10 protein-coding genes and 1 pseudogene are annotated in these 13,432 nt (G+C 61.9%); 6 read left to right on the forward strand and 5 right to left on the reverse strand.

The window, feature by feature from the left end; genetic code table 11:
* Positions 1–180: 180 nt before the first annotated feature.
* A pseudogene (locus FQU74_RS01010) lies at positions 181–1,095 on the reverse strand (transposase family protein).
* On the opposite strand from FQU74_RS01010, the gene FQU74_RS19525 reads away from it, so the two are divergent.
* Positions 1,042–1,251 carry a hypothetical protein gene (locus FQU74_RS19525; protein ID WP_229704473.1) on the forward strand — a complete coding sequence of 70 codons (210 nt, stop codon included), beginning with the start codon at positions 1,042–1,044 and terminating at the stop codon, positions 1,249–1,251. The pseudogene FQU74_RS01010 and the gene FQU74_RS19525 overlap by 54 nt on opposite strands.
* On the opposite strand, the gene FQU74_RS01015 is transcribed toward FQU74_RS19525, so the two are convergent.
* Positions 1,248–3,176: an amidohydrolase gene (locus FQU74_RS01015; protein WP_308423088.1), complete on the reverse strand. Its 1,929-nt coding sequence runs from the start codon at positions 3,174–3,176 to the stop codon at positions 1,248–1,250. The genes FQU74_RS19525 and FQU74_RS01015 overlap by 4 nt on opposite strands.
* A 799-nt stretch (positions 3,177–3,975) precedes the next feature.
* On the opposite strand from FQU74_RS01015, the gene FQU74_RS01020 reads away from it, so the two are divergent.
* The 5 genes from FQU74_RS01020 (at position 3,976) to FQU74_RS01040 (ending at position 9,790) form a co-directional block, all read left to right on the forward strand.
* Positions 3,976–5,034, forward strand: a complete 1,059-nt coding sequence (locus FQU74_RS01020; RefSeq protein ID WP_188781614.1) for an autotransporter outer membrane beta-barrel domain-containing protein — start codon at positions 3,976–3,978, stop codon at positions 5,032–5,034.
* Between the two features lie 6 nt (positions 5,035–5,040).
* Positions 5,041–5,811, forward strand: coding sequence for a Crp/Fnr family transcriptional regulator (locus FQU74_RS01025; RefSeq protein WP_146284518.1), 771 nt, complete (start codon positions 5,041–5,043; stop codon positions 5,809–5,811).
* A 103-nt stretch (positions 5,812–5,914) separates the two neighbouring features.
* Complete coding sequence (locus FQU74_RS01030; RefSeq protein WP_268236797.1) at positions 5,915–7,102, forward strand: MFS transporter; 1,188 nt, start codon at positions 5,915–5,917, stop codon at positions 7,100–7,102.
* Positions 7,103–7,248: 146 nt separating this feature from the next.
* Complete coding sequence (locus tag FQU74_RS01035) at positions 7,249–9,288, forward strand: amidohydrolase (RefSeq protein WP_146284536.1); 2,040 nt, start codon at positions 7,249–7,251, stop codon at positions 9,286–9,288.
* A 91-nt stretch (positions 9,289–9,379) separates the two neighbouring features.
* Positions 9,380–9,790 (forward strand): hypothetical protein, encoded by a 411-nt coding sequence (locus tag FQU74_RS01040; protein WP_146284522.1) that lies wholly within the window; start codon positions 9,380–9,382, stop codon positions 9,788–9,790.
* On the opposite strand, the gene FQU74_RS19770 is transcribed toward FQU74_RS01040, so the two are convergent.
* The 3 genes from FQU74_RS19770 to FQU74_RS01060 all read right to left on the reverse strand — a co-directional run bounded on the left by FQU74_RS19770 (position 9,764) and on the right by FQU74_RS01060 (position 12,925).
* Positions 9,764–10,651 carry a UxaA family hydrolase gene (locus FQU74_RS19770; RefSeq protein WP_229704471.1) on the reverse strand — a complete coding sequence of 296 codons (888 nt, stop codon included), beginning with the start codon at positions 10,649–10,651 and terminating at the stop codon, positions 9,764–9,766. The genes FQU74_RS01040 and FQU74_RS19770 overlap by 27 nt on opposite strands.
* Before the next feature lie 188 nt (positions 10,652–10,839).
* The gene (locus FQU74_RS01055) at positions 10,840–11,940 is read right to left on the reverse strand and encodes a mannitol dehydrogenase family protein (protein ID WP_146284524.1); all 1,101 of its coding nucleotides are present in this window, start codon (positions 11,938–11,940) and stop codon (positions 10,840–10,842) included.
* Positions 11,933–12,925, reverse strand: coding sequence for a zinc-binding alcohol dehydrogenase family protein (locus FQU74_RS01060; protein ID WP_146284526.1), 993 nt, complete (start codon positions 12,923–12,925; stop codon positions 11,933–11,935). The genes FQU74_RS01055 and FQU74_RS01060 overlap by 8 nt, the downstream gene beginning before the upstream one ends.
* Positions 12,926–13,432: the final 507 nt, after the last annotated feature.

The raw sequence follows: 13,432 nt of genomic DNA on the forward strand, positions 1-13,432 counted from the left end.
CTAGCGCGCAGCGAACTGTTGCACTCGCGACATGGCACTTCAGAAGCGTGGGTCGCTGCTGATCTGACTGTGCTCGGCCATGACGTCCAGTTGAGCCCGCCAATTCATGTGAAGCCGTTTGCTTAGCCAAAAGATGGGATGGGTAATCCACACCGCTTTAACGGGGCGTGACCGTAGAACTTATGCGGCCATTGTCGGTTTGATGGCGAAGTTGAGCCCGCCCATGCCCACGTCGGAACGTTCGTTGTTGCAGGCCCATAGACATTCAGTGGCGATCTGATGCACATCGATGATCTGGTTCAGTGACCGGACGACCCGCTCGGCAGGCACTAAGAGATCGACCTCGATGCCCAAGCCTTCCCGGTTGACATCGTCCAGCAGGCTCAGCAGCCGGAACTGTCGCCAGTCTGCCTGGCGATCAGCCATGAAGCTTATCGACCAAGCCAGGTTCGGCGGCCTCCGGAGCGTCCAGTTCCTCGGGCTTCTCGCGCTTCAGCCGTCGCCGCGGCGTTCGCGATTGGACCTGAACCAATGGCGTCTCAATAGCTTGCTCCGCAGGTTCAGGTTCCGTTCGCAGTCGATCCGGTGGACCTGCTTCTGGTTCCAGACATGCCCTTTCACCTTCCGAAGGTGCAGGAAACACAGGCCAAAACCACGACTTGTGAACATTGCCCAGCCCGGCCAAAAGATCCGCGATGATCTCGTCCTGGCCATCGCGCTTCGGGCTGTAGCGGAAACAGGTCTCGCTGACACCAAGCGCCCGGCAGGACAGCGCGATGCTGCCCCCTTGGTCGCCACCGCCTTCTCGGCCAGATCGCGGCGCTGATCTGGCCGCGTCACTCTTTCCAATTGCCTCTCGGAGGGGGTCAGCCTGCATGCTGAGATCGGCAAGCATGCGCTTCAGCTGCCGGTTCTCATCCTGGACAATCGTTCGCGGTTCACTTGGACCGGTGGCGTTCGCCGGTCACTCTGGCGCGTCATGGACGCACCATGCCGCGATACTTCGTCCGCGACTCGCAGAAGGTCACACTGCTGAATCCCATGCTCGTGGCAAAGCTGGGGCATGGCCAACCCGCCCTCCGCCTGACGCAGCAGCCCGTGATCTGGGCTTTAGGTAAAACGGCTCTTCTTCATCGGTATGTCCTCGTCGTTCTTGCCGAGGAAATTCGACGTTCGTATCCCCTTGACCATCGGCAGGATTACCGCGACATCCTCGACCCGATCCACCGGATGTCGGGCCTGATCACCTAGAAAACGTCCTGTTCGCTGTCCTTCTGCGGTGAAGAAAAGGCCGGTTTGAATACCGTCAGCATGAACTCTGCCACGCAGGCCGGGCCGTGCTCCGTCCCACCGGCGTGGCCGTGGTCAGCGAGATACGCCTGATCCTGCAAGAAGTCTGTCAGGGGGTCTTTGCCGTCATGTTGGGGCAGATAGTTGAGCAGGCCCTGCTTTTCGGCGGCAACGTAGATGCTTTCCCCCTCCTTCACCGTCTCGGTAACCTTGAGTTGATCGAGCGTTTCCGGGTCCACCGCCGTCGGGTCGGCCGAGAGAATGACAAGATCCGCCAATTTGCCGACCTCAACTGATCCCTTGGTCTTGTCTTCGAAGTGATGATAAGCGGGCCAAATTGTCATGGCCTTGAGCGCGGTCATCACGTCAACACGCTGATCGGGGCCGAGGATATCGCCTGTGCGACTGCGTCTTGTCACCGTCGCATCCAGCACACGCATCGAGTCTGGAAATGCCACAGGCGCGTCGGTATGGCTGGAAAAGATCATCCCACGCTCCACGAGCCAGCCCGTCGGAGAGATGTTGTCCGCAAGGTCGGGACCCACCGTATGATCGCGGTGCCAGTCGCCCCAGTAGAACGTGTGCATGGGAAAGAGTGAGGGGATGACGTGCAGGCGGTTGTAGGCATCCACCTGATCCTCGCGCAGGAACTGGCCATGGATCAGCACCGGGCGCCGGTTCGCGTCATCGCCATGCTTTTGGGTCGCCGCGTCGATGGCTGCAATCAGTATGTCAGACGCCCCCTCACCATTTGCATGGGTGATGATCTGCACATCGTTATCGAAGGCCCAGTCAACCGCGTCGACCACCTGTTCATCTGTGGCGGATGTGTATCCACGGTATCCGGGTGGGTAGTCTCCGACAGGATTGTGATAGGGTCGGTCCCGAAAGGAGGTAAACCCTTGGGGTGAGCCATCGATGGTAAGCTTTGCTCCCGCAAGGCGGAAGCGGCTCTTGTAGTCCGGGCTGGCCTTGGCCTTTATGTAGTCGCGGTCGACCAGCACATCAGCATAGGTCACCACGTCGACCTTGAAGCCTCCCTCCGCTGCGACCTCCTCCATGACCTCGACCTGTGGCTGGATAGACCGGCCCTCCTCTGCAGTGGTATACCCGAAGGAGGCCCAGAGTTCAGATCCCGCCCGCGCGATTGCCTTCATGCCATCCCGGTCGACTGCGGACATCATCTTGATCCAGCCGGCACCGTGAGCGTTTTCTTCCAGAACCCCGGTCGGTTCACCGCTCGCGTCCTTGACGATCACACCGCCGGGAGGGTTCGGGCTGTCACGCGTGATGCCGATGATCTCCAGCGCCTTGGAATTGGCGGCCCCCATGTGCCCTGACTGGTGGATCAGGTAGATGGGATACTCGGTTGAAACGGCATCGAGATCGGCCCGGGTCGGGTCACGCAGTTCCGCAATTGTGGACTTGTCATAGCCAAAGCCCATGACGATCCCGGTCTTCTCCACGGTCCCTTTGTTTTCGGCAATCCAGTCACGCAGGACCTGCTGCAGCGAAGCGATATCTGTGACGTTGCCATCGGGCGGGGCCAGCAGGTTGGCGGTCATAGCCTGAATCCCGCCGATAAAGACGTGTCCATGGGCGTCAAAGAACCCCGGAACCAGCGCGCGGCCGTCAAGTTCGGTGACTTCGGTGCCCTCGGTCTTGAACTTCATGACTTCATCCCGGCTGCCGACGGCGATGATCTTGCCATCTTTCACCGCAACAGCTTCGGCCCGAGGCTGGGCGTCGTTCATGGTCAGAACCGGGCCGCCGACGAAAATCCGATCCGCCGAATCCTGCGCAAAGACGGGCCAAGCCAGAGCCGTGCCCATCATCATTCCGATCGCCATTGCAAGTCGAGGTGTGCGTTGCTTGGACGGGGTCATATCGTCGCTCCTGCGAAAGGTGTCGTGAACTAAATGGCTCAAATGGTGGTATCGATAATCGCCACGGTTTTGGGCACCGCCCCGCCTTCGCACCCATTTGGCACATCAGGCAGGGCGGCGGCTTGCTGCACAACGAGGGTTCCAGCAGCAAGATCGGAACCAAAGCACCCCGCGCCCCCGCGCGAGTGCGTATTCGTGAAAGACAAACTGGCACCACCAACCATTTGAATAGGCGACAGAAAGTTCCAACTGCGACCGATTCATTGACCAATTTCAGAACCGATCCGGATTGATCCTATCAGGCTCCGGCAGGGAAATTGTCGTGATGGCAACAGTCTTGCGAAAATTTTGTTTGTAATCTGCCTCGGGAACCGACCGGGAGCCTGCCGCAATGCCTGAACATATACCTGGAATTGCCTGTCGATTTGCATTTCAGTGGCATCTGGTTGCACCTTTGGTCTTGGTTGCAGCAATTGGAACTGGCGAGGCATTCGGGGAGACCGCAGATCGCCTTCCTTGCGCGAGTTACGGTGGGCTGGCGTTTCTCGGGGCGGATCAGGCCAGAGGGCGCGCATTCTTTCTGACGGTCATCGCCCCACCACCTTACGGCTTTGGCGCGGACCTCAGTCTTCGTCACAGCGCAGTTGGAACCGAAATCGATGCCTTCTCGGTTGCGACCACGCCGGGATTGCACCTGTCGACATCACCCGTTCTGGCGCCGGGCGAAGCCGGTCGGCATACGTTGTACGAGCAAACTCAGGGCGATTGCGCGATTGCGTCGGCAACGCAGGACAACGCCTTGATCGAACTTCCGGACGTCGGCGAAGGGGGCAGCGGAGGGGGCGGAGGAAATGGCGGTGGCGGATCGGGCGGTGGTAGCGGCGGCGGCGGGACGGGCGGCGGCGGATCGGGCGGCGGCGGATCGGGCGGCGGCGGGACGGGGACAACGCATCCAAAGGGCAGCGAGCAGGCGCTGCTCGGGACGACGTCCAGCCCCGCGTTCCAGACGCCCTATCAGATCAGCGAACGTTTGACGGACTGGGGCTTTCTGGATGCAGCAGAGCCGGACCTGCAGAGCCGAACCTGGGTCCAGTTTGACGGTGTGACATTCGACGATGATCGCGCATCGCGTGATGGAGACGGGCATTGGTCGATGACGACACTTGGCTTCGACATGATTGCCGAGACCGACAGCAGGGCCGGCATCGCAATCGGATATGAGGCAGGGCAAGCCCGTGCCTATGGCGGGGCGACCCAGGCGGAATTTACCGGGATTGCAGTCGGCCCCTACGTCGCGCATCGCGCGTCGCCGGATCTGGTGCTGGACCTTTGGCTTGGCTATGCACAGCGCGATGTTGACACCCAGATCCTTGATCTTGCCGCCAACTACGACGTATCGCGGCTTTTCCTTTCAGCAAACGCCACCCATCGGTGGCGCGGAAATGGATTTGAAGGGTTAGGGAAGCTGACATTTTTCGCAGCCCACGATGATCGCGATCGCCACAGCTACCATAGCCCCGGCACGGCGCTGGAGGTTGCCGGTGCCACGGACACATCTGCATTGATTGGTCTTGCTGCCGAAATTCGTAGACCGCTGTCCTCAGGACGCCATGGGACGATCATCACGCCGTCTGCGCGACTTGGCGTGAACGCATGGCTTCAACGCCCGGAGGACGGGGCGGTCTACAACGTGAAGCTGCAACTTGACGAGACAGATGATATCCTTCTCGATGCCGGTGTCGGGCTCTCCATTGCCATGGCAAAGGGTGGTAGGTTCGACCTGACAGTTGACTATTCCGGCTCGGGAGATGGCCTTGATGCGATCTCGGGCCAATTGGCCTATAGGGTGAATTTCTGAACCGCCATGGACAGAGCCGCATCTGAGCGCAAGATCTTGCAGACTGGCTGGCTTGCGGCACAGTCGCCGTCGTTTCAGGCGGCGATCTTCAGGCAGGCGCGGCTGACCTCCTTCCCCATTGGTAGTTTTGTCTATCACCTTGGCGATGATGTCGGCGGCATCTATGGGGTCGTCGACGGGGGAATTGGAATCCACGTTCCGCAGAACGACGGTTCGGCGATGCTTGCGCATATTGCGCGGTGCGGCGTCTGGTTCGGTTATGGGCCGCTGCTGACGCGGCGCAGGCGGGTGCTGGAGTTCTCGGTGCTCGAGCCGTCGCTTCTGTTCCATGTTCCGCTCGCGCAGCTTGAGGCCATCGGCGCAGCATCCGCCGAGAACAAGCGCGCACTCTTCACCATCAGCGAATACGGAATGGACGTGGCCTTTCACACGGTCGCCACACTTCAGATCCGCAATGTCGAACGACGGATTGCGGCAACGCTCTTGCGTGTGGCGCCCTTGATGAATGGCTCTGGTTCCCAGCCCATAGTGGTCGCAGTGACGCAGTCCCAACTTGGCGAGATGGCGAACGCGGCGCGTGATGTGGTGAACCGCAGCCTTGCGCGGCTGGAGGCCCGGGGGTGGGTGTCGGTCGCATATCGTACCGTCACGCTGCTCGACCCGGCGGCGCTTCAGCGATTTGCCGAAGGCAATACAGGCAAGAATTCCTTGGCTGAGGACGCATCCTCCAACGCCGCTGCGCGGTTGAAGACACGGTCAATGCCACCCACGGCATAACAAAGCGCTGGACCGGCCGCTGTCTTCCAACCTATCAATCTTGAAGGACGTCCTTCGTCGCAGCATGGGATCGCAGCGCATAGTGCAGAACCTCCGGATCGTCATGTGCGGAACAGGGTGGCGAGATCTTCTGGTGGCATCTTCTGGCGCCTTGGTTTGCACGGCGACAAACGCCTTTCTCACGGGGGGCATCGGGCCATTCGGGCGCATGGTGGGCCTCGATGAAACTGCTGCGGGCCTGATCCTCGGCGCGGGCTCGCTGGCGGCGGTCGTAGCGGCCCCTACCTTTGGCTACGCGTCCGAACGTTGGGGGCGACGCAAGATGATGCTGCTTGCGATGCTGCCCCTGATTGCCGGGGCATTCATCATGGCGGCCCTGTTTGCAAAGCCGGAAATGGCTGCCGGACCCACGCTTCTGGTTTCGCTTGTCCTGGCCCGAGCGCTGCAAACCGGCGGAGGCACAGGTATGATCCCGCTGACGCAGGCCCTCGCTGCTGACAAAACGACGCAAGACCAGCGGGCCCGAGGGATGGCGATCGTCGGCGCGGCGTTGAGCGCCGGGACCGTAGCGGGGTCGCTGCTGCTTTGGGCGACGGGCCGTCTGGGGGCTGAGATCGGCCTTGCCGCCTTGAGCGCAGGTGGCCTTGTCAGTCTGATCGGCATCGCAACATGCCTGAGTGATCCCCCTCGGTCTGCGCCACTCCAGATCCCGGCACCGACGCTCCGTTGCCTGCGCCGCACGTGGCCCTACCTCGGGGTCACCTTTCTGGGGCTGACCGCCTATCTGACGGTCGTACCGGTGATCGGGCTGCGACTGATTGATGCGTTGGGATTTGAGCCCGGTGACGCGGCATCGACAGCCGGGATCGTCATGACGCTATCATCTGCTGCGATGGTCCTGTCGCAGGCCCAAGTCGCGCTGTTCGGCGCGCGCCGCTTTGGCATGATCCTGACTTTGGGATGCGTGGCGGGGGGCGTTGCGCTTGGCAGTTTAGCACTCGCCGGCAGTCTTCCCGCACTCGTCCTTGCCATGGGCTGTACCGGCGTTTTCCTTGGTCAGGTCGCGCCCGTCAATCACGCAGCGCTAAGCCTTGCCGCCCCGCCGGACTCGCAAGGCAGGGTCGCGGGACTGAATTCATTTCTGCGCAGTCTTGCCATGGTCATCGGTCCATTGCTTGGTTTCTCGCTCTATCAGGCCGGCCCACATCTTCCTTTCGTGGTGGCGATGCTGTGCCTGTTCATTGCGGCGCTGCTACCGCTTGCACGTTATCCCTTGCACGCTTTGACCTGAGCGCGCCTGTCCGCAAGGTAGCGCTCCTCGCCACCGTTCGCGTCACGGGTTCATGAGACGTTGGTGGGACTGTAGCGATCACGACAGACAGCCTTGCCCGACTCTGCAATTCTTTCAGCATCCACTGCGGAGGACCATAGATGCTGATGCGCAAGACCCAATACGCCGCGATCGGGCGGCGGTCGTTTCTGAGGTTGCTTGCCTACCTGAGTGCGAGCGCGGCGCCGGGGGCGTTGTTTGCCGATAGTGGCACCTTGCAGCAAATGGGTTCTACGCTTGTCAGCACGCCGGAAGTCACGATCTTCAAGGCGAAACGCATCTTAACCATGGCAGGGGACAGTGCCAAAGCTGAAGCGGTTGCCGTTGTCGGAGCCCGCATCCTTGCCATCGGCAAGCTGGACGACCTGATCAAGGCAGCCGGAACGCAGTCCTATCGTATCGACAGCCAGTTCGAAGACGATGTCATGATCGCGGGCCTTATCGACCAGCATGTTCACCCCGTGCTTGCAGCACTGACCCTTACGGTCGAGATCATCGCAATCGAGGATTGGGTCTTGCCGGGCGGAACCGCGAAGGCGGCCCTTGATCCGGAAAGCTACCTGCAACGCTTGACGGATGCCGTGGCGGCTGCGCCGGGCGATGCGCCCTTTGTGACCTGGGGGTATCACCACTATTGGCACGGACAGGTGCGCCGACCCGAGCTTGACGCCATAAGCGCGACGCGCCCGATCATCATCTGGCACCGCTCGGCGCATGAGTTCATCCTGAATACCGCCGCGCTTGAGACGTTGGGGATCACGCCTGAGTTCATTTCCACCTTCTCGGATGCCGCAAAGGAGCAGTCGAGCTTTGAGGCTGGGCATTTCTATGAACAGGGCGGCTTTGCTGTCATGCCCAAGCTGGCCGCCGTACTTGCCACGAAGGATCGGCTCGTCGCCGGCCTGAACTTGACCCGCGAGTATCTGCACAGTGCCGGTGTCACATTGGCCTGCGAGCCAGGCGGAATCGTCTCGAAACCCCTGCAGGACGCGCAGAACGTGATCCTCGGCGCGGCGGACAATCCCTTCCGCATGTACTACATGCCCGACGGCAAAACGATGGCCCAGTTGCACATCGATGGCGACATGATTGGCGAGACGAAGGCGGTGCTGGACTGGGGATCGGGACGAACCGCCTATCTGCCCGGTCAGGTCAAGCTGTTTGCCGATGGTGCGATCTACAGCCAGTTGATGCAGGTGACAGAGCCCTACACCGACGGCCACAAGGGCGAATGGATCATGGAGCCCGAGTTGTTCGACAGGGCTTTTGACGCCTACTGGGACGCGGGCTATCATATCCACATTCACCAGAATGGCGACGGCGGGCTGGATCTGGTTCTGGACGCACTGGAACGCAGCATGCGTCGAAACCCGCGGGCGAACCATCGTACAACGATCGTCCACTTCGGGTTTGCGCGTGAGGATCAGGTTCAGCGCATTCAGGCCCTCGGCGCGATCGTCAGCGCGAATCCCTACTATGTGACCGCGCTTTCGGATCGCTACGCAGAAATTGGCCTCGGCCCTGACCGTGCCAATCGGCTTGTGCCGGTTGGTGATGCGGCGAAGCGGGGTATTTCGATCTCGTTCCATTCCGACATGCCCATGGCACCGGGCCAGCCGCTGTTTCTTGTCTGGGCCGCGGTAAACCGAACGACGTCATCGGGGCGCGTTGCCGGTCCGGATCAGCGGCTGAGCGTTGAACAGGCGCTGCGCGCCGTCACCATCGACGCGGCCTACTCCATCGAAATGGAGACCGATGTCGGCAGCATAGAGCCGGGGAAGCTCGCGAATTTCACCATCCTTGATGCCGACCCGTTTGAGGTTGCGCCGGAAGCCATCAAGGACATCAAGGTACTGGCGACCGTGTCGGAAGGCGTGGCTTTCCCGGTCCTGCCGCCCGCGCTGAAGAAGGCATCTCTAGACACGTCTTTCCGCATCGCAGGAATTCCACCTCTCGGTGAACTGCTTGCCGCCAAAGGGATCGCCGAGCGCGGGTTGAGACAGGGATGCAGCTGCTGCCAGCCAGCCCAGACCTCGTCCTGCCAACCCGGCGCATTGACCGCCTCATCAGCCGGATGCTGTTCGACAAACGCCCTCGGATGGTCCGTAGCGGCCCTGTGGTCGACGCGACTGTCGCAGGCGACCTGACCGCGCTGACGGTACAGGACGGCCCGCCGCAGATCTGGATATGGTCGCGCGCGATAAGGCGCAACCGCGAGGGTCATTCGGAGGATTACCCGTGGAAAACCAGTACGACGAAGCCTCGGCATCAGGATATAGCAGGGCAGCGCGGATCCTGCTGGTTGGATGGGGGGTCCTGTGCTGTGCTTGGAACGCCTATGGTGCCGCACAGATTGCGAGCGGAAGACCGGCGCTTGGCCCGACCGCCACGTTTGCCGGCGCCGGGGTTGCACTGGTGTTGGCGATCCTGTTTGTCGTGACATTCAACAGATGGCCGCGGGTCTACAAGACCCTCGCCATTCTTGCAGCACTTCTCGCAGTTGTCACAATCTGGAATGCCTTCATGCTTGATCCATCGCTGTGGATTTCCGAGGCTTGGCGATGGGCAGGCGTGCTGTTGAATGCGATCGGCGCAATCGCCGCGACGACCGCCGTAGTCGCGTCAAGTCACGAGACCAAAGTCACCTGAAGTCAGGAGTCGTTCTGGCATCATAGCCAGCACACGACAGTTGCGGCGCGCGACGGCCGAGAGGCAGATCCTTGGGCACCTGTCGTGCAGCAAGCTGCCGGGCAGATCGGCGGCACCTGTGTAATCGCTGAGCTTGCTTGCCGTCATGCAGAACCGGATTGGGCGAGCATCGAGCACCGACGCGCGGCTTACCTTGGCTTTTGGGATAACAACGGTTTCAGCCGCGCCCTTTGCGCGTCCTTCAGCCAGTAAAGGCTGCTCGTCGGTCAGTCTCCTTGCGGCCCTGCATCCCGGCGGTGCTTCCGAAGGCGGTGCAAGTGATAGAGTGTGGGCGCAAGGACATGGTCGTAGGCGGCTGAGGCGACCTGCCGCATGCCTCGGGCCCCCACAATCCGCGCGAGCCAGCGATAGCGAGGCATCTGTGCCCAGTGCACCAGAAAGGCCGTCACCCCCGTCACCAGATGACCCTGATGCAGGACATGAAGTCGCCGCTGCAGGCCTGACCTCGCAGCCTAGCCCCACAATCAGCACGCCGCCGAAATTGGGGTGGTCGCGGTAACCCTTGAGCACCCTCACCAGCGCAGCAATCCCTTCGCGTGAACTCGCCATGCCGCAGCCCTGATCGTGGACGATGGGGGCGAAGCCGTCGATGTTCGGAAAGCGCGGCAACAGCATGCGGCTCGCCTTGTCGGCAATCGCGTTGCAGATGGTGGAGGAACAGTTGACCGAAGCCATGATGCCGATGAAGTTGTGGGTGCCGACCCGGCCGTCGGGGCGAAGATAACCCTGAAAGCTGGTCTTGGCGGGCGGGGCATGGATGACGCCTGCATTGCTGGCCTGATCGGAATGGCTGTCGGCCACAGCAGCGTTATGGCTCTGAACGTGGTCGCCCGTGCCATATCCACGGTGGCCACCGCTATTACCTGCCTATACTTCACCACCGGCGCGCAGAGTGACTCCCGGCACCAGTTCCCCTGCAGCCAGCGGGCGCAGTACGATGTCCACCGTATCTTAAGGGCTCAGATGCATGAAGGATGGGCGGCTTGCGGTCATGCGCGGGCTCTTTTCAATATGGCATGCAGTTCGGGCAGGGCAGGGCCTTCCGGCCCGACCCAATCGAGAAAGGCCGCGATACGGCGTTCTGCCTTCTGGCCGTGGTTCTGGGCGATATCGCTGATGCGGTGATCAAGGAACGGGTTTGCAAACCTGTCCACCGTGGTGGCGAGATAGGCTTGCGCCTCGGCGCCACGACCCTTGTGGGCGAACCCGGGTAACACCTCGGCCTGATAGAGCGCCAGAAGGGCTACGCCCTCTGGTCCGGCCATCAGCTCGCGCACCAATGCGCCATCGCGCGCGCCGGTTCCGCGCCAGAAATCCACCAGTGCGGTATGGCCAAGGTTCAGGATATGCAGCTTCAGCCGTTCGATCTCCTCAAGATCTTGCACGATCTGCACGGCGGGATGATCGCAGGGCGCCACCACGCCCGGCGCCGCCTCGATCGCCCAGAGCGCATAGGGTTCGGCCACAGCCCCAGCGGGTTCCAGAGGTTCCGATACGATGCGATCCACCAGGCTGTTGGCAAAGGGCAGGGCGGTGATCCAGGCCAGAAGCGCCGGATCGGCGCCATTGCCTGCGCCGATCTCCAGCAGCCGGGCCTTCAGCACCTTGCCGTTTTCCGGCACCAGTTCCATCGGCATCACCAGCAGCGGTTCAGCCCCCGCCGCAAAGCGGGCTGCAAGCAAATGGAACAGCTTGGCCGGAAAACTCATGCCCTGGGAAGGGCTGGCGTCCAGATCGGCGGGGCGCGGCAGATAGCCCGCATCGCCAGTGTTCGAGATGACCACCTCTGCCTCGGTGCAAAAGATCCGGGCCAGATCAGCCCAGTCCGTCGCTGTGGACAGCGTGCGCTTGACGGATGTCACGCGGGTTTCCGCATCCATCTGCTTCCCGTCCTGCAAGCCGCGCACCCGCACGGGATAGCCTTCGGGCAGCGCGAGCGCCGCCAGCCGCCCCGCCCGCGCCGCATCGCCCGAGCTTTGCGCCACGGTGACAGCACGGGGGATAGCCGCTTCGGAAAAGAACAGGTCTGCATGGGCCTGCAAAAAGCGCGAGGTTCCAAATTGCACAATAGGGGTGCGGATCTCAGACACGGATGATCGCCTTGATCAGCGTGCCACGATCTTCGGCCCAGAGCGGCAGGTTGGTCACCGCATCTTCAAAGCTCGTGCCGTGGGTTGCCAGCGCATCGACCGGCACGCGACCCGCGCGCATCATCGCGATGACATGTTCGAAATCGGCTCTCAGCGCGTTGCGGCTGGCGATCAGCGTGCATTCGCGCTTGTGGAATTCCGGGTCGGCAAAGACAAGATCGCCCTTCACCACCGAAAGCAGCACGTAGGCGCCGCCATGCGCCACCCATTGCAGGCCCCCATTCATGGCGTGGATGTTGCCCGTGGCATCGAACACCGTTTCGTAGGCGCCGGGTGCCGCTTCGCCCACCAGTTCGAACCGCGCCTCGGGCAGCACCTTGCGCGCAAGCTCCAGCCGCGAGGCCGATGTGTCGCGCAGTGTCACCTCGGCCCCGTCGATGGTGGCGAACAGCGCGGCACCGATGCCGATCGGGCCCGCGCCCACGATCAGCGCCCGCGATCCTGGCTGCATCTGGGCGCGCCGCACGCCATGCGCGCCGATGGCCAGAAACTCCACCATCGCGGCGGCTTGTTCGCTCAGCCCCTGGGCGGGATAGATGTTGGCCTCGGGCACAACGATTTCCTGGCACATCCCGCCATCGGTATGCACGCCGAGCACCGCGATGTTTTCACAGCAATTGGGCTTGCCGATCTGGCAGGCATGACACCTGCCGCAGGTCAGGTAGGGGTTGATCACCACCAGATCGCCTGCCGCAATCCGGCCATCGGCCAAGGCATCGACCGCGCGGCCGGAAAGCTCGTGCCCCATGACGCGGGGATAGGCGAGGAAGGGCTGATGCCCGCCATAGATGTGATAATCGGTGCCGCAGATACCGATATGGCCGATGCGCACCCTGACATGCCCCGGCTTGGCTTCGGGGCGCGGGCGTTCCGTCAGCTCAAAACGGCCGGGTTCGACACAGACGAGGGTTTTCATCAGGCTCATGGAATAACTTTCGCTTGGCATCTGTCGTTGCGGAATGCCCGCTAGTGTTGTTTTTTATTTAATAAGTACCGTCGTCGTCAAATGAATTCCTGCGTGTCGCCAGAACTGGAGACCAACCGCACCACGGCCCGTGCGGTGCTGGCGAATCTGATAGAGGCGGGCATTCTGTCTTGGGACAGGCAGCAGAAGCTGTTGCTGCGCACCACGCGCCCCGAGGCAACGCTTCGATGCCGAAGGATCCCGGCCGCGGCAGGAGCACGTGGACGGCCCGTTCCTCGACTGGCCGGGCACTGGCCTAACTGCGCGCGAACTTCGCCCCGCGGTGCCTGCACTGCGCGACGAACACTTGGCGCTGAAGCAGGGGCCTGATGCCGAGCCCGGGTAATCCTCCCCATTTTAGCGGGGCACGACCGTAGAACTCACGCGGCCATTTTCAGTTTCATGGCGGGTGTAACGCCGCCGATGCCCATGTTGGGGCGTTCGTTGTTGTAGGTCCACAGCCATTCG

The organism is Gemmobacter aquaticus, assembly GCF_007859075.1.
In the GTDB taxonomy this organism is placed as follows: Bacteria; Pseudomonadota; Alphaproteobacteria; order Rhodobacterales; family Rhodobacteraceae; genus Gemmobacter; species Gemmobacter aquaticus.